We start from the raw sequence: 20,908 nt of genomic DNA on the forward strand, positions 1-20,908 counted from the left end.
CACGGTGCTCAGATGCTACAAGTCACTGCGGCACACCGCCGGTTCCCAGCACCCCCTATACGGCCACCAATCGCACCCGGTCCCCGCAGAGCTTCGCCATGTCGTCGATGTCCGAGGTGAGCATGACCACCGGACGGTGCTGCCGCAGCGCCATCTCGGCCACGGCGGCGTCGATCGCGTACTTGTGACCGTGCAGACCGGCCCCGATCAGCATGGCCGAGGCGGCCTTGGCGTCCTCGTCCCCGACGGGCACGATGCGCATGCCGGACAGCACCCATGCGAGCCGCGCCTTGTCCGTCCGACGGTGAACCGCCTCAATGATCGTCAGAGCACTGATGGCCACCTCCATGCCCCTTTTACGCGCCTCGGCAACCAGCGCGACGACAGGCTCGTCGTCGCCGACCAGCTTGGACAGACCCTCGCAGTCCAGGACGAGGGTGCCCTCGTGACTCAGCTTGCGGCGGGCCACTGCCCCTCCTCGGCGAACACCTCGTCGAAGACGTGACGCGCCTGCTCCTGCGCCTCAGTGGAGATCGGCCCCTTGCGCTGTTCGTAGTCGGCCAGATACTCGTCCAGGATCCGGCCGCGCAGCTCCCGCTCCACCGCCTCGGTGATGAACGCGGAGAACTCACGCTTGCCGACCCGATGGCGGATCGCCTCCGCCGTGCCTTCCGGCAGTGAGAGGCTGACCCGGGTCGCGGGGCCTTCGCCGATGCCGTACGAGGTGTCACCCATGGACGCCAGATTATCAAAGGAGTAGGAATGGCGCGGGGTGGGGATACGGCAGGGCCGTACCTCCACCCCGGGGCGCCCGGTCCGGGTCAGCGGGGTTCGCGGACGACCGCCAAGTCTCCAGCCGGCACCTTCACGGTGGTGGTGCCTTCCGGGATGTCCTTACCCGTCAGCAATTCGGTCGCGCCGGGCGCGACCTCCACCTCCGCCGCCGACTCCCCGTGGTTGATCAGGAAGAGGTAGTCCGCGTCCGGGCCCCGGCGCAGCATCGCCTCGACGCCCTCGGGAGTGCCGCGGACCGGCTCGACGCCCGCCTCGGCGCGGATGCGGTGCAGGAGGGACGCCAGGGTCGTCGGGTCCGGGCGGGTGGCCAGGTACCAGGCCGTGCCCGAGCCGTGGGGGGCGCGGGTGACCGCGGGGACGCCGGTGAGGGGGCCGGAGGCGTACGACGTGACCGCCTCCGCGCCCGCGAGGGCGACCCGCTCCGACCACAGTTCCGCCGTACCGCCGTCGCTCAGCTCCACCGACTCCCCCGGCAGCAGCGGGAAGAGTTCGTCCGTGCGGACGCCCAGCGCCTCGCGGAACGCGCCCGGGTAACCGCCCAGCCGGACATGGCAGTTCTCGTCCACCGCACCGCTGTGGAAGCCGACGGCGAGGGTGCCTCCGGCCGCCGCGAAGCCCGTCAGGTTGGCCGCGCCCGCGTCGTCCACCAGGTACAGGCTCGGCGCCAGCACCAGCTTGTAGGAGGAGAGGTCCGCGTCCGGGCGTACGAAGTCCACGGCGACGCCCGCGCGCCACAACGGCTCGTACCAGGCGCGGACCAGGTCCTGGAAGCGGAGCTTCTCGCTCGGCTGGGACGGGAGTTCCACCGCCCACCAGGCGCTCCAGTCCCAGACGATCGCCACCTCGGCGACGCCCGTGCTGCCCCGCACCTCCGCCAACGACCGCAGATCCGCGCCGAGTCGGACGACGTCACGCCAGATCTGGCTGTCCGTGCCCGCGTGCGGCAGCATCGCCGAGTGCCACTGCTCGGCGCCCGCCTTGGCGGCCCGCCACTGGAAGTAGGCGATGCCGTCGGCGCCCCGGGCCACATGGGAGAGGGCGTTGCGGCGCAACTCCCCCGCAGTCTTGGCCCGGTTGACCGGCTGCCAGTTGACCGCGCCCGTCGAGTGCTCCATCAGCAGCCACGGGCTGCCGCCCGCGAGGGAGCGGACGAGGTCGCCGCTGAGGGCGATGTCGATCTCGGACTCGGGGTCCGTGGACTGGAGGTAGTGGTCGTTGGAGACGATGTCCAACTCCGGTGCCCAGCGCCAGTAGTCGAGCTTGTCGAAGTTGTACATCACCATGAAGTTGGTGGTGGCGGGCACACCCGGGGCGGCCTCCAGCAGTACTTCCCGCTCCGCCCTGCACAGCGACAGCAGCGCGTCGCTGCAGAAGCGGCGCCAGTCCAGCTGGTGGGTCGGGTTGGGGACGGCGCCCGTCGGCCGGGGCGGGATGATCTCGTCCCAGTCGTAGTACCACTGGCTCCAGAACGTCGTGCCCCAGGCGTGGTTGAGCGCCGCCAGGTCGTCGTCGTACTTCTCGCGGAGCCAGACCCGGAACGCCGCCGCGCTGGTGTCGCAGTAGCACTCGCCGTTGTGGCAGCCGTACTCGTTGTGGACGTGCCACATGACGACGGCCGGGTGGTCGGCGTACCGCTCGCCCAGCACCCGCGCGATCCGCAGGGCCGCCTCGCGGTAGGCGGGGCTCGACGGGCAGAAGGTCTGCCGGCTGCCGTACGAGAGGGTGCGGCCGTCCTTGTCGACCGGCAGCGCCTCCGGGTGCTCGACGAAGAACCAGGCAGGCGGGGCGGCCGTCGGGGTCGCCAGGTCGGCGGCGATGCCGTTCTCGTGGAGCAGGGCGAGGATCTTGTCCAGGCGGGAGAAGTCGTACTCGCCCTCCTTCGGCTCCAGCAGCGCCCACGCGAAGATGTTGACGCTGACCATGTTCACGCCCGCCTCGCGCATGAGGCGTACGTCCTCGGCCCAGACCTCCTCGGGCCACTGCTCGGGGTTGTAGTCGCCGCCGTAGGCGATCCCGGGGACGTTCAGTTCGCGCTTCATCCAGCGGCCTCCAGGCCCTTGCTCAGCAGTCGGCGGGTCGTGTCCACGCCCCAGGGGTCCAGCGAGAGCAGCCGGTCGCTGGAGGCCATCAGGCCGCCCGTGGCCTCGACGTGCGCCGCCCAGCGCTCGCGGGTCTCCACGGCCGGGCGGGCCATCAGGCAGTCGGGGTCGTTCACCCAGAGGCGGCCGTGCTGCCACTGGCGGCCGACGCCCGTGAACTCGGCGGGGTCCTGGCCGGGCTGGCTGTGGTCGTCCGCCTCGGGGCGGCGGTGCGGGGCCGTGTCGGGGCTGACCCGCATGGCGTCGAACAGGCCGATCGAGGGGAGGATCGGCGCGCCGCAGCCCAGGAGATAGGCGTCGGGGCCGATGGCGGCGCGGATCAGTTCGATCCCGGAGCGGTACGCGGTGAGCGCGTCCACGTCGGTGTGGCGTACGCCGTCCAGGGCGCCCGCGTAGAGGAAGTCGACCTTGAAGTAGTCGTAGCCCTCGGCGCGCAGGGTGGTGAAGACCTCGGTGAGGTACGCCGCCGCCCCGGGGTGGGTGGTGTCGAGGACGTACAGGTCGTGGCCCCAGTTGCGGCCGGCGTGGGTGAGGCCGCCGTCCGCGTCCCGTACCAGCCACTCCGGGTGCTCGGCGGCCAGGGTGCTCGCCGGGTCGACCAGGAAGGGCGCCGTCCAGATGCCGGCGCGGCGGCCCCGCGCCCGGATCGCGTCCGCGATGCCCTCGCGGGAGCGGAAGCGGCCGGAGAGGGTGAGCCAGTCGCCCAGGGCCTTCTGGTAGCCGTCGTCGATCTGGACGACGTCGATGGGCAGGTCGAGGGTGTCCATCGCACGGAGGTTCTCGTGGATGTCGTCCTCGGTGACGGAGGTGAAGTACTCGTACCAGGAGCACCAGACGGTGGGCGCCGGGCCGGGGGCCGTGAGACCGAGGGCGTCGGCCCAGTCGGCGAGGACCGACCGGATGTCCGTGCCGGTCCACTCCTTCACGGGGCCGTCGGCGCTCACCTCCGCCTGTCCGTCGCGGACGACGAGGCGGATCGAGGGCACCTCGGCGGTCGGCTCGGGCGCCGCCCACAGCCGTACGGGGGTGCCGTCGCCCGGATCGAGCGCGAGCAGGCCCTCGCCCTGGAAGGTGTCGGCGGGCACGGCGCGGCCGGGGCGGTAGCAGACGGTCGCCCAGTTGGCGTTCGTCGGCCGGTACGGGGCGTCGCCGAGGGCGTAGGAGCCGCTGGGGCTCCAGGACTGCCAGCCCTCCTCGTGGACCCGGGCGGTGCGCGGGTCGACGGGCACGGAGGTGACCGGGGTGAAGGGGTGGGGCACGGTGGTTCTCTCTCAGAGGTTTCAGGAACGGCTCCGGCGCCGGCCCGCTCGGACCCGGCGCCGAACCTGTACGAAGTGTGCTGTCAGCCCTTGTTGGCGCCCAGGGTCAGACCGCCCACGAACTGCCGCTGGAGCAGGAAGTAGACGATCAGGGTCGGGATCGCGGTGAGCAGGGCTCCGGCGGCGACGAGGTTGTTGTCGGTGAAGAACTGGCCGGAGAGGTTGTTCAGCGCCGAGGTGATCGGCATGTTCTCGCCGGTGGAGATCAGGACGAGCGCCCAGAAGAAGTCGTTGTAGATCCAGATGGACAGCAACGTGGCGAGCGCGGCCATGGCCGGCTTGCACAGCGGGAGCACGATCTGCCAGTACATCCGCCACACCGAGGCGCCGTCGACGAGCGCGGCCTCGGTCAGTTCGTGCGGCAGCGAGCGCATGTAGTTGCTGAGCACGAAGGCGCAGAACCCGGACTGGAACGCGATGTGGATGAGGACCAGACCGAGCGCCGAGTCGTACAGCTTGCCGCTCATCGTGATGCCGGGCAGGTCGATGAGGAGGTAGAGGCGGTACAGCGGGGTGATGATGACCTGCTGCGGGAGGAGGTTGCCCGCGGTGAACAGCAGCAGCAGGAACAGGTTGACGCGGAAGTCGAAGCGGCTGACGTAGAACGCGACCATCGACGACAGGAACAGCGTGAGCAGCACCGCCGGGACGGCGATGATCAGCGTGTTCACGAAGTAGTGCGTCATGTCGGACTGCGTGAACGCGTTCGTGAAGTTGTCGAAGGTCAGCTTGTCGGGCCAGGAGACATAGCCCTTCTCGCTGGTCTCCGAGTACGGCCTGAGGGCCGCGTAGATCGCCCAGAGCAGCGGGGCGAGCCAGGCCAGCGCGGTGCCGGCCAGGAACACGTGCAGCAGGACCCGGGCGGGGCGGACGGGTGTGCGCTTCTTCTGCGGGCCCGTCGCGATGCCGTCGGCGACGGTGGGGGCGGTGGAGGCGCTCATGCGCGGCGCTCCTTCCGGAAGGTGCTGATCAGGTACGGGATGATCACGACGAGCGAGATCAGCAGGAGGACGACCGCGATCGCCGACCCGTATCCGATCCGGCTGGACTCACCGATGATGTTGCTGGTCACGAGGATCGACAGCAGCTCGGTGCCCTGGGCTCCGCCGTTGAAGACGAAGACGAGGTCGAAGGCGCGCAGTGCCTCGATGATGGTGACGACCAGGACGACCGTGTTGGTGGGGCGCAGCGTCGGGAAGATGACGTTCTTGAAGGTCTGCCACTCGTTGGCGCCGTCGAGCGAGGAGGCCTCGCGCAGCGAGGGGTCGACGCCCTTCAGACCGGCCAGGTAGAGGATCATCATGTAGCCGGTGTGGCGCCAGGACGCGGCGATCAGGACGGCCCAGAGGTTGAGGTCCGGGTCGCCGATCCAGTCGATGTACTTACCCGGTTCGTTGGCGCCGATCAGGCTGTTGATCAGGCCGGTGTCGGGGTTGTAGACCAGCTGCCAGACGAAGCCGATGACCGCCATGGAGAGCACGACGGGCAGGAAGAACGCGGTCTGGTAGACCCGGCTGAACCGGATCTTCTTGTCCAGCTGCACGGCCAGGAACAGGCCCATGGGCGTGGGGATCAGGATCAGGACGACGAACCAGACGACGTTGTGCTCGACGGCCGGCCAGAACTGCGGGTTGTTGGTGAACAGTTCCTTGAAGTTCTCCAGGCCGACCCACTTGATGGAGTCGAAGCCGATGCCGTCCCAGGTGGTGAAGGCGAGGAGGATCGAGGCGAGGGCCGTCACCCAGACCAGCAGGACGTGCAGGACCGTCGGCAGGCCCGCCATCACACCGAGGACCAGCCGGTCGCGCTTGGTCAGCAGGCGCTTGTGGCCCGTCGCGGGCTTCTTGGCGGGGGCATGGGCAGAGCCCGGAGGCGGCACGGCCGCCTCCGGGTTGCCCGACTTCTCGGGGGTGGTGTCGGTCTTGGTCATGAGGAGGCGAAGATCGTCTTCTTCTGGCGCTCGATCGACGAGAGCAGGCTGTCGATGCCCTTGGGGTCACGGATGAACTTCTGCAGCGAGGGCTGCATCACGGTGGAGGTGAAGTCCGGACGGCTGTCGCGGTCCATGAACTGGGTGAGGCTCTTGGCGCCCGCGATCATCTCGTACGCCTTCTTCTGCAGCGGCGTGTACGACGAGGTGTCGGCGCCGGAGGCGGCGTGGACGACGCTCGGGTCGGCCTTGAGGTAGATGTCCTCGGCCTCCGTGGTGCCCAGGAACTCCAGGAGCTTGACGGCCTCGGCCTTGTTCTTGGGGCTCTTGCTCATCATGAAGCCGTCGGTGGGGGCCTCGACGGTGTCCTGGCCGTACGCCGGGTCGATCTCCGGGAAGGCGAAGAAGTCGAGGTCGTCCAGGTCGTCCTTGTTGGTGAACTGCTGCGCCACGAAGGTGCCCAGCAGGTACATGCCGGCCTTCTTCGACACCAGGGTCTGCGCGGCGTCCTGCCAGGTGCGGCCGACGGCGCCCTCCTGGTGGTACGGGAGCAGCTCGGCCCACAGGTCGAAGGCGGACTTCACCTTGGCGTCGGTCCAGGACGCCTTGCCCGCCATCAGCTCGACGTGGAAGTCGTAGCCGTTCTTGCGGAAGTTGATCTGGTCGAAGGTGCCGAGCGCGGGCCAGGCGTCCTTGTCACCGAAGGCGATCGGGGTGAGCCCGTCCTTCTTCATCTGCTTGCACAGGGCGATCAGCTGGTCCCACGTGGTGGGGACCTCGTAGCCCTTCTCCGCGAAGACGCTCTTGCGGTAGAAGAGCGCCCAGGGGTACGTGTACAGCGGCACGAAGTAGTACTTGCCGTCCTCGCCCTTGCTGAGCTTCTGCATCGCCTCGGGGAAGTTGCCCTGGATGGTCTTCCACACGTCGTCGATCGGCGAGGCCAGGCCCTTGGCCGCGAAGAACTGCATCCGGTAGCCCGCGAACCAGGTGAACACGTCGTCCGGGGTGCCCTGCAGATACGAGTTGATCTGCTCCTGGAAGGTGTTGGAGTCCTTGGTGTTCACATCGACCGTGATGCCGGACTTCTTCTTGTACGCCGCGTAGATCTCGGCGAACGCCTTCTTCGGAACCGGGTCGGACGCCTTGGACCCGAGGGTGACGGACTTCGGGTCGGCGGCCGTGCCGCTGCCCCCGCAGGCGCTCAGCAAGGGAATGCCGGCGCCGAGCGCTGCCGCGCCGCCTATGCCGCGCAGCAGGGTGCGACGGCTGGGACCGGGCACGGCGAGACCGGAGGGTGTGAGATGCATGTACGGCTCCCTGGGGGACAGGTGGTTCGGCCTCAATGGCCCTCGCCGGTGACTGATCGAAAACAATCAGAAACCAACTCGACCGAACACGGTGGCCGCCATAACAGCTCTATGTCATGTCATACGTCAAGACTTCTTGTCCCCCTTTGTTGAAACGTAATCCCTGGTTGTCGAAACGTGACCGTCACATACGTGAGCCACATCACTCACGGACATGACCGCACATACGGGACACAGCAACCGCACAAGCCCGAACGCGCGGCTCCACGTGATCATTTGAAGGCGGAGAGCGCCCTGTCGTGTTTGCGCCGGCGTAGGGAAGCGCCGCGATGTCCCCGGCGCTTCGACGGCCCGCCGTCCCGCGTCGCACCCCCGTTCAACTGGATCCAGATCCGCACCTCGGTACCGCCCAGCACCGATGATCCCAGGCGCACATCACCGCCGGTCGACTCGGCGAGTCGGCGGACGATGTCGAGGCCCAGACCGGTCGAGCCGTCGCTGCCCGAACCCCGGCCACGGGCCATCGCCGCCTCGGGGTCGATGATGCCCGGCCCGGCGTCCGAGACCAGAACGATCACCGCGTCCTCGCCGTTGTGAACGTCGACAGCGAACGCCGTGCCCTCCGCCGTGTGCCGGAACACATTGCCGAGGAGGGCGTCCAGCGCGGCGGCCAGGTCGGCTCTGGCGACCGGTATGCGGACCGGACGCTCCACGCCGGCCACCCGCCACTTGCGGCCCTCGTCCTCCGCGAGCGCCGACCAGAACGCCATCCGCTCCCGGACCACCTCGGCCGCGTCGCACCCGGCGCCGGGCCCCGCCACCGCCGTCTGCGGCTTGGCCTCCCGCGCCGTACGGATGATCGTGTCCACCTCCCGCTCCAACTGCTCGACCGCCGCCCGGGTCTGCTCGGCGGCCGGCCCGTCGCCGAGCGAGGCCGCGTTCAGCCGCAGCACGGTCAGCGGGGTCCGCAGCCGGTGCGACAGGTCCGCCGCCAGCTCCCGCTCGTTCGCCAGCAGCTGGACCACCTGGTCGGCCATCGCGTTGAACGCCACCGCCGCCAGCCGCAGCTCCTTCGGCCCCTTCTCGGGCACCCGCGCGCCCAGCTGCCCCTCCCCCAGCTCGTGCGCGCTCTCCACCAGCCGCCGCGCGGGCCCGACCATCCGCACCCCGAGCCGGTCGGCCACCGCCACCGAGCCGACGATCAGCGCGAGGCCCACCCCGGCGAGCACCGCCCAGGCCGTCGCGACCCCGTTGCTCACCTCCGACTCGGGCACGAACACCTCGACGACCGCTATCTCGCCGGAGCTGAGCGCGGTGGGCTGGAGCAGGGTGGACCCGCCCGGCGCCTCCGTGGTGGAGGCCCGGCCCAGCTTCCGCACGGTCGCGATGTCCCCGTCGGAGGCGCGCTGCCGGCCCAGGTCGAGCGCGCCGGACCCGGCGCCGTCCGCCGGTATGTGCACCGCCATCCCGTCGTCCGACCCGGCCGAGGCGACGACCCGCTCCAGCTGCTCCCGGTCGGTGGTGATGGAGAGCGCCGGAGCGATCGCGGCGGCCTCCCGCTCGGCGTTGGAGAAGGCCCGGTCCCGTGCCATCTCCTTGATGACCAGCCCGAGCGGCACCGCGAAGGCCACCACGACCATCGCCGTCACCGCCAGGCACACCTTCACCAGCGCCCACCTCATGGCCGCACCCCCGCCCCCGGCGGCTCCAGCTTCACGCCGACGCCCCGAAGGGTGTGCAGATAGCGGGGCTTCGCCGCCGTCTCCCCCAACTTCCGCCGCAGCCACGACAGATGCACGTCGATGGTCTGGTCGTCCCCGTACGACTGCTGCCACACCTCCGCCAGCAGCTCCTTGCGCGGGACGACGACACCGGGCCGGCCGGCGAGGAAGGCGAGCAGGTCGAACTCCCGCCGGGTGAGGTCCAGTCGTACCCCGTCCAACTCGGCCTGGCGGCGCAGCGGATCGATCGCGAGGCCGCCGACGCGGATGACCGTGGACGGCGGCGTCTCACCGGACGAGGCACGGGAACGGCGCAGCACGGCGGCCATCCGGGCGGACAGATGCTCGACCGAGAACGGCTTGGTCAGATAGTCGTCCGCGCCCGCGTTCAGCAGCCGGACGATCTCCGACTCGTCGTCCCGGGCGGTCGCGATGATCACCGGGACGTCCGTGATGCCGCGCAGCATCTTCAGCGCCTCCGAGCCGTCGAGGTCGGGCAGCCCGAGGTCGAGGATGACCACGTCGAAACGGACGTGCGCGACCTCGCGCAGCGCCTCCAGGGCCGTACCGACGCTGCGCACGGTGTGTGCGGCGTCCGTCAGATGCCTGATCAGCGCCGAGCGTACGAACTGGTCGTCCTCGACCACGAGCACACTTGCCATGCGCCGCACCGTACGCCAAACGGGGCGGGCCGGTCGGGGCCTGTGGATAACTCACGCGACCCCGACGCGAACCCCTGCTCGACCCCGCCACGGCCACGACACCACTGGGGCCGGTGGGGCAGTATGGCCGCGATGCGCAGAGGACTCCTACACGTACTGGCATGGCTGCTCGCCACGGGCGCGGCGGTCACCTTGTCGTGGTGGGGCGTCCACACGGTGATGGCCGGCACGGCGTACGACCCGCCCCGCGCCCTCCCGATCACGGCCGCCGACTCCCGGGCCCAGGGGGCGCCCGCGCCGGTCACCGCGACACCGCTCCCGGAGCCGTCGAGAAGCGCGGCGGAACGGCAGGAGGGTGACGACGGCGAGCGGTCCCCGACCCTCTCCGGTCCCTCGCCGTCCCCGTCGAAGCCGTCCACACCCTCCAAGTCCGCGACGCCCGGCCCCGGTTCGGGCACCGGCGCGCCGGCGGGGTCGGCCGACTCGGGGGAGGTGAAGGCCTACGACACCGAGGGCGGCCGGGTGGTCCTCTCGCTCGCCGAGGACTACGCGACCCTCGTGTCGGCGACGCCCGGCTCGGGCTGGTCGATGCAGGTGTGGAAGACGGAGACCTGGATCCGGGTCGACTTCGCGGCCGGCGCGGACCGGGTGTCGGTCTTCTGCACCTGGCACGACAGCGCGCCCCAGGTGGACGTGCAGAACTTCTGACGCCCGGGGGCCCGCGACCTCAGCGGAACACCGACGGCGGCGGAGCCGGTGAGGCCACCGCCCCCGCGTCCGTCACCGGGACCGCGCCACCCGTGAAGTCGGTGAGCGCCCGGCCGTGTTCGACACGGCCGGGGTGCGGGTCGGAGGCGGCGCGGCGGGTCAACTCGGCGACGGGGAGCGGGTGGTCGGAGGCGACGAGAACCGCGTTGCCGAAGCGTCTGCCCCGCAGCACGGTGGGGTCGGCGACGAGCGCCAGCTCCGGGAAGACCACGGCGGCGGTGGCGATCTGGCCGCGCAGATGGGCCAGCGGCGGGCCGTCGGCGAGATTGGCGGCGTAGAGCCCGCCGGGCTTCACCACCCGCCGTACGTCCGTGAGGAACTCCGTCGACGTCAAGTGCGCCGGGGTGCGCGCCGCGCTGAACACATCCGCGATCACCAGGTCCGCCCACCCGTCGGGCACCTTGGCGAGCCCTTCGCGCGCGTCCGTCGACCGCACCCGTACCCGCGCGTTCGGGTCCAACGGCAGCTCCCGCCGGACCAGTTGGACGAGGGCCGCGTCGCGCTCGACGATCTGCTGGGTGGAGCGGGGGCGGGTGGCGGCGACGTAGCGGGCGAGGGTGAAGGCGCCCCCGCCGAGATGCACGGCGTGCACGGGCCGCCCGGCCGGGGCGACGAGATCGATCACATGCCCGAGCCGCCGCTGATACTCGAAGGACAGATACGCCGGGTCGTCGAGATCGACATGCGACTGCGGCGCCCCGTCGACCAGCAAGGTCCACGCCCGAGCCCGGTCCGGATCCGGCACCAGCTCGGCGAGACCCCCGTCGATCTCCTCGACCACGGCGTCAGCACCCTGCCCACGCCGCCCACGCCCCTGCTTCGACCTGCCCATGGGCCCATTATCGAACGGGGGGGCACCCTGGACGCGCCCTGAAGGGGCGCGGGGCCGTGACATATGCGGCTCCGCCGCGTGGGCGCGATCAGCTACGACGGGCCCGCAGCCGCAAACGAACGGAACCCCTACGGCGACGGGGCGCACCTCACCGACAGTTGTCCGCCGCCTCGATCAACCGCGCCGCCTCATCCAGCGCGGCACGAAGCACCGTCGGATCAGTCGCGAGGTCCGTCTCACCCGGCGGCAACAACCACCCCGCCCCCTCCGGAGGAGCCAGCACGGCCCCCCGCCCATCGCTCTGCGTACACGTACTCCCCGGCACGTCCCACGCGTCCGCCGTACCCGGCGGCACCAGAAATCCAAGAGTGTCGCACGCGTCGTCATGCAGAACGGGCCCGACCGTCATGACGGGCCCCACCGCGTCGACAGCGCCCCGGCGGAGGATGTCGACCGCCTCCAGCCCCTGCCGCGCGGGCACGGTCACCAGGTCGCATTCGGAACGGGGTTCGAGATTCTTCATCCGGGCCTCCCACGCCTACCAGCGCCCTGCCCAACGCGCCACTCCGTCAACGGCTACGGCGAAACTGCGCCGCAAAGGATGGCAGTTCATGGCAGATCCAGGATGAGATATCCGGTTTGTAGCCAAACCTCGCGTGGAGGCCCCGATCGGGCGGGTACGTTCTTGCCCCGCCGGACACAGCGGAACCAACCGTGCAGCACGCACACAATTCCGTATGACTCCGGCATGGTTCGACGGTTCGCGAGAGAGGGCCCGGCCATGGCGTCGTCAGCGGTGACCTCGTCCCAGTTCCCCCGTCCACAGCGGCCGAACCTCGCGTTCAGGCGGCTGCGCGGGCAGCGATCGCCGGGCGAGTTCGCCGCGGCGGTACGGCGGGCCGCGCACGAGATCGGCGAGCGGGTGAGCTGTGACGCGCGGTACGTCGGGCGGGTCGAGGCGGGTGAGATCCGCTGCCCCAACTACGCATACGAACGGGTGTTCTTGCACATGTTCCCCGGCCGGACACTGACCGACCTGGGGTTCGCGCCCCGCGCGGAGGTACGCGGTCGGGGGGCGCGCCCCGCCGAGGAGGCGCCCTCCCCTCGCAACAAGAGCCGCTCGCACTCCTCACATGGAACGAGGGGTGAGACGGAGGGGGCGTACGAGCCGTATGACACGCAGGAGATGTACGACATGCAGGACCCGCGGGGCGACACGGGCTATGTGCGCGGCCGGCGGGGCACGCAGCACACGTACCAGAACCACGAGGAGAGCGACGTGCAACGTCGCGCGTTCATGACCGGAGGCACCGCCGCGATGGCGGCGGCCTCGTTCGGCCCCTTCGCCCTGGGGGGCACGGCCTCGGCCACGGGCCGTCCCGTGCACCGGGCGGGCACGGGGGAGGCGGGGGCCCTCGAAGCCGCCGTACGCAAGATCCGGCTGCTCGACGACCGGCACGGGGCGGACGGGCTGTACCGCAGGGCCTCGGCGCCGCTGCGGGCGGCGTACGCGCTGCTCGACGCGGGCACCACCCGGCAGGCCACCGCCGACCGGCTGTACTCGGGGGCGGGCGAACTGGCCATCTCCGTGGGCTGGTTGGCCCATGACTCGGGGCGCTTCGACGACGCCCGCTCACACTACGCGGAGGCCCTCGCCACCGCCCGGATGGCGGGGGACGCGGGGCTGGAGGCGCACGCGTTCTGCAACACGGCGTTCCTCGCGCGCGACGCGGGCCGGCCGCGCGAGGCGGTGCGCGCCGCGCAGGCCGCGCAGCGGGTCGCCCGGCCGCTGGGCTCGCCCCGGCTGATGTCCCTGCTGGCGCTGCGGGAGGCGGGCGGCTGGGCCGGGCTCGCCGACCGCACGGGCTGCGCGCAGGCGCTGGCCCGCGCCCACGCCCTGTTCGGGCGCGGGGCGTCCGAGGCCGATCCGGAGTGGATGAGCTTCTACGGGGAGGCCGAGCTGGAGGGCCTGGAGGCGCAGTGCTGGTCCACGCTGGGCGACTGGCCCCGGGCCGCCCGGCACGCGCGCCGGGCCGCCGGTACGCAGAACCCGCACTTCACCCGGAACATCGCGCTCTACACCGCCGAGCTGGCCGACGACCTCGCGCGCGGGGGGCGTCCCGACGAGGCCTCGGCGGCCGGTATGCGGGTCCTGGACCTCCTCGACGAGGTCCAGTCCTCCCGCGTCCAGCAGATGCTGGCGGGCACGGCCCGGGTACTGCTGCCGCACCGCCGGGCATCGGGGGTGTCGGCGTTCCTGGAACGGCACGCGGGGGTCGCACGGACGGCATAGCGGCCCGTTCGCGGACGCGGACGCGGACGCGGACCGGATCGGTAATCACCAGCCCGTCAGCCCGCCGGTCCGCCGGTCCGCCGGTCCGCCGGTCCGCCGATCCGCCGATCCGCCGATCCGTCAGTATCCGATGTCCTCTCGGAGGAGCAGCACCGTGCCACGCCCCGGGTGGGGCTCCGCGTTGAGGACGAGCAGGCGGTTGACGGCGCCGGGCACCCCGTACGCCTCCTGCGCGCGGGTGTTCTCCAGCGGGAGGGCGTACTCCTCGACGCGGCGCGGCGCCGTGCTCAGGTCGGGCACCACCTTCTGCGCGCCGACGATCCGGACGGCGTGCGCGGCGCCGCCCGCGTCGGCGGGGAGCTGGCTGCCGCTGCCCGAGGCGAGGACGAGCGAGCCGGTCTCGGTGACGGCGGCGAGCCGGATCGTGCCGGGGTGGGTGGTCCGCGCGAAGAAGTCCCACCGGCCCTGGAACCGCTCGCGACCTGGTCCACCGCATCCGGGCGGTGCGCAACCCCGAGAAGCTCCGCCCCTGGCGCACCGGCTGAGGAACGTCGAGGAGCGCTCGGGACCGGCTGAGGAGCGCTCCGCGACAGGCCCTAGCCGACCAGGTGGCCGGTGTCGTTCCAGGACTCGATCGCCGGGTCGCCGTAGGCCCAGCCGAGGACCGACAGGGACGTCGGGTTGAGGCGGACGCGGGCGGCGAAGGTGAGGTCGAGGCCGAGCCAGCGCGCGGCTATGGACCGCAGGATGTGCCCGTGGGCGAAGACCAGCACATCGCGGTCCCCGCCGCGCGCCCACGCCACCACCTCGTCCGCGCGCGCGGAGAGCTGGTCGAGGGTCTCCCCCTCCGGCACACCGTCGCGCCACATGAGCCAGCCGGGGCGGAAGGCCTGGATCTCGGCGGGCGTGAGTCCCTCGTACGCCCCGTAGTCCACCTCCATGAGCGTGTCCCACTCGGTGGCCCGCTCGCCGAAGCCGGCCAGTTGGCATGTCTCACGCGCGCGGGAGAGGGGACTCGTGCGGACGTCGACACCGGGCAGCCCGTCCAGGGGCGACCGGTGGAGGCGCTCCCCGAGAAGCTTGGCACCGCGCCGGCCCTCTTCGAGGAGCGGGATGTCCGTCCTGCCGGTGTGCTTCCCGAGCAGGGACCATTCCGTCTGTCCGTGTCGGGCCAGCAGGATGCGCGGTGCCATGAGCGGCCTTTCAGGATGCCTTCGGGGAGAAGGGAGAAATCGGAGGCGGATGTCTCCATCATCGCTCACGCTGTCGGGGGGCAACCCAAGAGGCGATCCCAGCGTCTTGGACATCGTCTTGCTCAAGGGCCACAGCAGCACCACACATAGATGAACATCGACGCGTACAGGCGACAGATGGGGGAGGACGTTCGGATGCCGCAGACCGAGGCGACCGAGGCACCGGTTACCAGAAGGACCGGAGCACCGGTTACCGAGGAGGCGGCGGCGAGCGCGCGGCTGCGCTGGTGGACCGAGCTGCCGCTGATCCTGCTGGTGTACGGGGCGTACTCGGCCGGCCGACTGCTGGCCCGCGGCGACACCTCCCACGCCGTGGAGCACGGTCTGACGATCCTGCGTATCGAGAAGGTCCTGTGGCTCAACGCCGAGCATCCGCTGAACCGCCTGTTCACCCGTGAACCCTGGATAGGGATACCCGCCGACTTCTGGTACGCCTCGCTGCACTACCTGGTCACGCCCGCGCTGCTGGTCTGGCTCTTCAGGTCCCGCACCGTGCGCTACCGCGCGGCCCGCACCTGGCTGCTGACCTCCACCTTCATCGGCCTGGTCGGCTTCACGCTGCTCCCCACCTGCCCGCCCCGGCTGCTCGCCCCGGCGCACGGATTCGTGGACACCATGGCCCAGTACAGCTCGTGGGGCTGGTGGGGCGGCGAGGCCAGCGCGCCCCGGGGCCTGGGCGGCATGACCAACCAGTACGCGGCGATGCCGAGCCTGCACGTCGGCTGGGCGCTGTGGTGCGGGGTGATCCTCTGGCGCTTCGGCGGCGGCTCCCGTCTCGTACGGACCGCGGCCGTCGCGTATCCGCTGATCACCACGATCGTGGTGATGGGCACCGCGAACCACTACTTCCTCGACGCGGTGGCGGGCGCCGCCGTGATGGGGGCGGGCCTGCTGCTGACCCCGCTGGTGCTGCGGATCGCGGACCAGTGGCGGGTCTCGCTCGGCCTCGCGACGGTGGCCGGGGAGCGGTTCGGCGGCGCGGGCCGGCGTTCCGCGCAGGAGACCTCCGAGGGACGTCCCGCGCGGGAGCCCGCCCGCCCCGCCACAGTGGCCTCGCAGGGCTCGATCTCCCCGATTGTCAGTGGCGGGTGCCAGACTTCCCCGGGTGAGCGATTTCCACGGCAGCGGACCAGCGACCCCGAGCCGGGTGCCGCCCCCTCGCAAGCAGGGGACGGCGCTCCGGCAGCGGCTCGCTGAGCTGCGCGGACCCGAGGTCCCACCCAAGGCGCTGGACGCGCGCGCCCTCGCCGCGCTCGCGGCCAACCCCGGCTGTGAGCGCCGCGCGCTGTTGGACGGCGCGGGGGTGAACAAGGCGGTGCTGGCGGACGCGCTGGGCTCCCCCTCCGCCTTCGGCCAGTCCCAGTTCGCCTTCATGCGGGGCAACGCCTTCGAGGCCAAGGTCAAGGCGGACGGCGGCGCGGAGCTGCTGCGGCTGACGCACGAGAGACTGGACCCCGGTGCCGAGCCGCCGGTCTCGGCCTCCGTTCCCGACCTCACCGCCGTCGGGCCCGAGGGCCGTGCCGCGCGTACGGCGCTCGCGTTGCGCGACGCCACGGACGCGGGCGGCTGGGCGCTGCTCGACCACCCCATGCTGGCGCTCGACGTCGCGGGCACCCCCGCGTTCCTGGAGCCGGACGCGGTGGTGGTCCACCCCGACGGCAGCTGGTCGGTCGTCGAGATCAAGTCCTTCCCGATGCTGGACGGTTCGGCGGACCCGGCGAAGGTCGGCGCGGCGGCCCGCCAGTCCGCGGTGTACGTGCTGGCGCTGGAGGAGGTCGCCGCCCGGCTCGGCGGCGAGACCCGCAAGGGCCTGCCCGCGCCCGAGGTCCGCCACCGGGTGCTGCTGGTCTGCCCCAAGGACTTCACCAACCTCCCCACGGCCGCCGCGGTGGACATCCGCAAGCAACGGGCGGTCACCCGACGCCAGTTGACACGGCTGACCCGGATCGAGGAGATCGCGGACGCCCTCCCCGAGGGCACCTGCTTCGCCACGGACCTCCCTCAGGAGCGGCTGACGACGGCCGTCGAGGCACTGACCGCGAGCTACGCCCCCGAATGCCTCGCCGCCTGCGAGCTGGCCTTCCACTGCCGGGCCCGCTCCCGCACCGAGGGCGCGGTGACCTCCCTGGGCCGGGCCACACGGGCCGAGCTGGGCGGCCTCACCACGGTCGACGACGTACTGGCGGCGGCCCACGGCCGGGCCGGCGACCCGGACGACCCCGCCGTGGCCGCGCTGCGCAGAGCGGCGGAGCTGCGGACCGAGGCGCTGGCCGTCGCGGGCGCGCCCCGGGGAGCAGCGGCCGTGCGACCCTCGGCCCCGGCGGCCCCGGCGGCCCCGGAGACGGCCGGCGTTCCCGGTTCGGCCCCGGAGGGGGTTCCGTGTCGCTGATCGCCACCCTCGCCCGCCTGGAAGCCGTCAGCACGGGCCGCGCCCAGCCCGCCGCCACCGTCCTGCACAGGCATCTCTCGGACCACCCCCTCGTCCTCGTGCCGCTCATCACCGCCGGTGAGGCCGGGGCCCCGCTCGGCGCGCTCGTCGGCACCGACCGGGACACGCCCCGGCTGCTGGTGGTCCCCCAGCCCCGCGACCGCGACCTGCGGTTCGCGTTCCTCGCCGAGCTGGCGGACATCGTGCTGCCGTACCTGGACGCGTACGCGGACGTGGTGGAGGCCGCCGAGCGGAACGAGACCGACCCGGAGACCGGCAAACGCGTCAAGGTCGAGGTCGAACTGTGCGCGGACGCCCCGCAGTTCATCCTGCCGAGCCGCACGGGCATCGACTTCGTACGGCTCCTCGGGCGCTCCATGCGGTTCCGGCGCACCGCCGAGCAGGACCCGGAGGCGCCCCATCCGGCGCCGCCGCGCGTGCCGTTGCTCGGGCGCTGGCTCACCCACTTCGGCGAGCGGGCGCGGGTGCCGGGCTCGTCCCTGCTGCTCGCGCTGACCGACCTGCTGGCACGGCACTGGGCGACCGGCCAGTCGGGCGTGGAGGACCAGCATCTGGCGTCGCTGCTCGCCTGGATCGACCCCCCGGAGGGGGAGCCGGGCGAGGCGGCGGCGCGCCGGGCCGAGCTGGCGCGGGACGCCGAGGGCCAGTTGCTGTGCCCGCCCGCCGGACCCGCGACCGACCCCGCGTTCGACAACAAACTGCTGGCCCCGGCCATCGAGCGGTACGACAGGGCACGCCTCGCGCTGGCCGCCGCCGAGGACGGCCTGGAGGCCGACGACCGGCTGGGCGCGCTGACCGCCGCCGAGCGGGAGATCCGCGCCCTGGTCGAGAGCCGCACCCGGCCCACCTGGGACGCGGTCTGGCACGGCCTCGACCTGCTGCGCGCCCTGCCGGAGGGCGCCCACGCGGCCGACCGCTGGACCCGCGACCGCTGGTCCTTCACCGGCCACCGGGACCGGATCGTCGCCGGGGAGCCCCCGCAGCCCCGGATCGACGACGCGGTCACCGCCGCGAACAAACTGGCCGCGCGCGAGCGCGAACAGGCCCGCCTCGACGCCCAGGAGGCCCTGGACGACCCGCTCGTCATGGCCGGACGGCGGCTCGCCGGGGAGGCGTTCGCCGGAGAGGTCGTGGACGTCGTGATGGCGTACAGCGAGGGCAAGCGGCCGAGCCCCCGGCCGCTGGTCACCGTACGGACGGGGGACCGGCCGCATCTCGGGGAGCGGGCGAAGACGTACCGCTCGCTGGGCGGGAAGCCGCAGACGGCGGAGTTCGTGGGGTACGAGGCGGACGACACCGGCACCACGGACGGTGGCCTTCTCGTGCTGCGGATCATGGACAAGATGGGGCGCGGCAAGGAGCCGGAGGCCGGGTCCGTGCCCGAGAAGGGGGATCTGCTCTGCTTCACTCTCTTCGAGCACGACCAGCGGGGCGGGGCGAAGCTGCCGGACCCCGAGGAGACACCGTGGACGCACGGCGGGCCGCCGGGGGAGTCCGACGCCGTACCGCTGCCGGACCCGGTGACCGAGGAGGACGTGCTGTGACCAGCCCCGAGGCCGTGCTCGACCCCGGGGCGGCGGCCGGCCGCGCCACCGACGCGATCCTGCGCGACACGCTGCACGGGGACGCGCGCGGGGTCGTCGTCGACTCGCCGCCCGGCGCCGGGAAGTCCACGCTGGTGGTCCGCGCCGCGCTGGAACTCGCCTCCGCCGGGCGCCCGCTGATGGTCATCGCACAGACGAACGCGCAGGTCGACGACCTGGTGATCCGGCTCGCCGAGAAGGACCCGGACCTCCCGGTCGGCCGGCTGCACAGCAGCGACAGCGACCCGTACGACAAGGCGCTGGACGACCTGTCGCACGTACGGAAGTCGACGAAGGCGGGCGATCTGGCCGGGCTGGACGTGGTGATCTCCACGGCCGCGAAGTGGGCGCACGTCAAGGGCGTCGAGCCGTGGCGGCACGCGATCGTCGACGAGGCGTACCAGATGCGGTCGGACGCGCTGCTGGCCGTGGCGGGGCTGTTCGAACGGGCGCTGTTCGTGGGTGACCCGGGGCAGCTGGACCCGTTCGCGATCGTCGGCAGCGAGCAGTGGGCGGGGCTGTCGTACGACCCGTCGGCCTCGGCGGTGACCACCCTGCTGGCCCACAATCCCGAGCTGCCGCAGCACCGGCTGCCGGTGTCGTGGCGGCTCCCGGCGTCGGCGGCGCCCCTGGTCTCCGACGCGTTCTACCCCTTCACCCCCTTCCGCAGCGGCACGGACCACGGGGACCGGCGGCTCGGGTTCGCGGTGCCGTCGGACGGCTCCGGCCCCGACCGGGTCATCGACGAGGCCGCCGAATCCGGGTGGGGCCTGCTGGAGCTGCCGGCCCGGCACACGCCCCGCACCGACCCCGAGGCGGTACGGGCGGTCGCGCGGGTCGTAAGGCGGCTCCTCGACCGGGGCGGGGCGGCGACCTCGGAGCGGTCCGCGGAGCCCGTGCCGCTGACCGCCGACCGGATCGCCGTCGGCACGGCCCATCGCGACCAGGCCGCCGCGGTGCGCTCCGCGCTGGCGGAGCTGGGGGTCGCGGACGTGGTGGTCGACACGGCGAACCGGCTCCAGGGGCGGGAGTACGACGTCACGGTCGTCCTCCACCCGCTCTCCGGGCGGCCCGACGCGACGGCGTTCCATCTGGAGACCGGGCGCCTGTGCGTCCTCGCCTCCCGGCACCGGCACGCCTGCATCGTGGTGTGCCGCGCGGGCGTCACCGACCTCCTCGACGACCATCCGTCCACCGAGCCGGTCCAACTCGGCGTCACCGTGAAGTTCCCGGACGGCTGGGAGGCGAACCACGCGGTGCTGGCGGAGCTGGGGGAACATCGGGTGGCCTGGCGGCCTTAGTACGGACGCGGGTGGGAGTGGGGCGGCGCTTTCGGGGGCGTGGGTGTGTGGGGGGCGGGGTGCGGGGCGCCGGATGGGCTCGATGCCCACTTGCGCGGCCACGAGAGAATGGACGGTGGCCCTCCCCCCGGGACACCCCGGGAACCGGCCCAGCGAACCGTCGTACGAGGAGGAGAAGACATGGCGGAGCCCACGTCGCGTCGGAACGAACCGCGGCTACGCCCCGCGCCCCTGCTCTTCGAGCCGGCCGAGGCGGCCGGCGATCCCGAGCACTTCTTCGATCTGGAGTCGATCGACGATCCGCGGGCGTTGCTGTCACGGGCGACGGAGCTGGCGCAGGCGTTCCGCGCGGCGGCGGACCGGGCCGTGGAGTTCCAGGCGATCGCGGCGGCGCAGCTCGCCGATCCCCGGCGGTTCGATCGGCTGACCGCGGCGGATATCGCGCAGCGGGCGGAGTGGACCGAGGACTACGCCAAGAAGATGGTCGAGTACGGGCGGGAGTTGGCCCGGGGGCGGGACGCGTGTGGGCCGGAGGCCATCTGAGCGGGGGTGGTGCGGCGGGGTTTCGCTCACCGGCGCCGGCCGGGTGCCGCCCG

Annotated in this window: 20 protein-coding genes; 7 read left to right on the forward strand and 13 right to left on the reverse strand. The window is 72.1% G+C overall.

Translation table 11 applies throughout. The features are described 5' to 3' along the window. Window positions 1-55: 55 nt before the first annotated feature. From F9278_RS16915 to F9278_RS16955, 9 genes are all read right to left on the reverse strand, one after another. Window positions 56-469 (reverse strand): DNA-binding protein, encoded by a 414-nt coding sequence (locus F9278_RS16915; protein ID WP_152169103.1) that lies wholly within the window; start codon window positions 467-469, stop codon window positions 56-58. Beyond that, window positions 451-735 (reverse strand): hypothetical protein, encoded by a 285-nt coding sequence (locus tag F9278_RS16920; RefSeq protein WP_152169104.1) that lies wholly within the window; start codon window positions 733-735, stop codon window positions 451-453. Before F9278_RS16920 ends, F9278_RS16915 begins: the two co-directional genes overlap by 19 nt. A gap of 86 nt (window positions 736-821) precedes the next feature. Next, entirely contained in the window at window positions 822-2,834 is a 2,013-nt protein-coding gene (locus F9278_RS16925; protein WP_152169105.1) for a beta-galactosidase, read from the reverse strand. After that, on the reverse strand, window positions 2,831-4,153 hold the full coding sequence (locus F9278_RS16930) for a glycoside hydrolase family 36 protein (protein WP_152169106.1): 1,323 nt from the start codon (window positions 4,151-4,153) through the stop codon (window positions 2,831-2,833). Before F9278_RS16930 ends, F9278_RS16925 begins: the two co-directional genes overlap by 4 nt. An 83-nt stretch (window positions 4,154-4,236) precedes the next feature. Beyond that, on the reverse strand, window positions 4,237-5,154 hold the full coding sequence (locus tag F9278_RS16935) for a carbohydrate ABC transporter permease (protein WP_152169107.1): 918 nt from the start codon (window positions 5,152-5,154) through the stop codon (window positions 4,237-4,239). Next, a complete protein-coding gene (locus F9278_RS16940; protein ID WP_152169108.1) occupies window positions 5,151-6,143 on the reverse strand; it encodes a carbohydrate ABC transporter permease in 993 nt (330 codons plus the stop codon). Before F9278_RS16940 ends, F9278_RS16935 begins: the two co-directional genes overlap by 4 nt. Next, window positions 6,140-7,450: an ABC transporter substrate-binding protein gene (locus F9278_RS16945; RefSeq protein WP_152169109.1), complete on the reverse strand. Its 1,311-nt coding sequence runs from the start codon at window positions 7,448-7,450 to the stop codon at window positions 6,140-6,142. The genes F9278_RS16940 and F9278_RS16945 overlap by 4 nt, the downstream gene beginning before the upstream one ends. 272 nt (window positions 7,451-7,722) lie before the next feature. Next, complete coding sequence (locus tag F9278_RS16950; RefSeq protein ID WP_152169110.1) at window positions 7,723-9,132, reverse strand: sensor histidine kinase; 1,410 nt, start codon at window positions 9,130-9,132, stop codon at window positions 7,723-7,725. Next, entirely contained in the window at window positions 9,129-9,833 is a 705-nt protein-coding gene (locus tag F9278_RS16955) for a response regulator transcription factor (RefSeq protein ID WP_152169111.1), read from the reverse strand. The genes F9278_RS16950 and F9278_RS16955 overlap by 4 nt, the downstream gene beginning before the upstream one ends. Before the next feature lie 123 nt (window positions 9,834-9,956). Between F9278_RS16955 and F9278_RS16960 the strand changes: the two genes are divergently transcribed. Beyond that, complete coding sequence (locus tag F9278_RS16960; RefSeq protein ID WP_152169112.1) at window positions 9,957-10,541, forward strand: hypothetical protein; 585 nt, start codon at window positions 9,957-9,959, stop codon at window positions 10,539-10,541. A gap of 19 nt (window positions 10,542-10,560) precedes the next feature. Here the strand turns inward: F9278_RS16960 and F9278_RS16965 are convergent, their stop codons facing one another. Then, on the reverse strand, window positions 10,561-11,433 hold the full coding sequence (locus F9278_RS16965; protein ID WP_152169113.1) for a spermidine synthase: 873 nt from the start codon (window positions 11,431-11,433) through the stop codon (window positions 10,561-10,563). A gap of 148 nt (window positions 11,434-11,581) precedes the next feature. After that, the gene (locus tag F9278_RS16970; RefSeq protein ID WP_152169114.1) at window positions 11,582-11,956 is read right to left on the reverse strand and encodes a hypothetical protein; all 375 of its coding nucleotides are present in this window, start codon (window positions 11,954-11,956) and stop codon (window positions 11,582-11,584) included. Between the two features lie 258 nt (window positions 11,957-12,214). On the opposite strand from F9278_RS16970, the gene F9278_RS16975 reads away from it, so the two are divergent. Further along, complete coding sequence (locus tag F9278_RS16975) at window positions 12,215-13,726, forward strand: hypothetical protein (RefSeq protein ID WP_152169115.1); 1,512 nt, start codon at window positions 12,215-12,217, stop codon at window positions 13,724-13,726. A 120-nt stretch (window positions 13,727-13,846) separates the two neighbouring features. On the opposite strand, the gene F9278_RS47130 is transcribed toward F9278_RS16975, so the two are convergent. Beyond that, window positions 13,847-14,383 carry an LUD domain-containing protein gene (locus F9278_RS47130; RefSeq protein WP_226967297.1) on the reverse strand — a complete coding sequence of 179 codons (537 nt, stop codon included), beginning with the start codon at window positions 14,381-14,383 and terminating at the stop codon, window positions 13,847-13,849. After that, window positions 14,323-14,919 (reverse strand): histidine phosphatase family protein, encoded by a 597-nt coding sequence (locus tag F9278_RS16985; protein WP_152173909.1) that lies wholly within the window; start codon window positions 14,917-14,919, stop codon window positions 14,323-14,325. Before F9278_RS16985 ends, F9278_RS47130 begins: the two co-directional genes overlap by 61 nt. 195 nt (window positions 14,920-15,114) lie before the next feature. Between F9278_RS16985 and F9278_RS16990 the strand changes: the two genes are divergently transcribed. The 5 genes from F9278_RS16990 to F9278_RS17010 all read left to right on the forward strand — a co-directional run bounded on the left by F9278_RS16990 (window position 15,115) and on the right by F9278_RS17010 (window position 20,855). Beyond that, on the forward strand, window positions 15,115-16,176 hold the full coding sequence (locus F9278_RS16990) for a phosphatase PAP2 family protein (RefSeq protein ID WP_152169116.1): 1,062 nt from the start codon (window positions 15,115-15,117) through the stop codon (window positions 16,174-16,176). Continuing rightward, on the forward strand, window positions 16,127-17,368 hold the full coding sequence (locus F9278_RS16995) for a hypothetical protein (RefSeq protein WP_226967298.1): 1,242 nt from the start codon (window positions 16,127-16,129) through the stop codon (window positions 17,366-17,368). Before F9278_RS16990 ends, F9278_RS16995 begins: the two co-directional genes overlap by 50 nt. After that, window positions 17,359-18,972: a hypothetical protein gene (locus F9278_RS17000; protein ID WP_152169117.1), complete on the forward strand. Its 1,614-nt coding sequence runs from the start codon at window positions 17,359-17,361 to the stop codon at window positions 18,970-18,972. Before F9278_RS16995 ends, F9278_RS17000 begins: the two co-directional genes overlap by 10 nt. Continuing rightward, window positions 18,969-20,312: an AAA domain-containing protein gene (locus tag F9278_RS17005; protein WP_152169118.1), complete on the forward strand. Its 1,344-nt coding sequence runs from the start codon at window positions 18,969-18,971 to the stop codon at window positions 20,310-20,312. Before F9278_RS17000 ends, F9278_RS17005 begins: the two co-directional genes overlap by 4 nt. A gap of 180 nt (window positions 20,313-20,492) precedes the next feature. Further along, window positions 20,493-20,855: a hypothetical protein gene (locus F9278_RS17010; protein ID WP_152169119.1), complete on the forward strand. Its 363-nt coding sequence runs from the start codon at window positions 20,493-20,495 to the stop codon at window positions 20,853-20,855. Window positions 20,856-20,908 lie beyond the last annotated feature (53 nt).

It is taken from the genome of Streptomyces phaeolivaceus (assembly GCF_009184865.1).
GTDB classification, from domain to species: Bacteria; Actinomycetota; Actinomycetes; order Streptomycetales; family Streptomycetaceae; genus Streptomyces; species Streptomyces phaeolivaceus.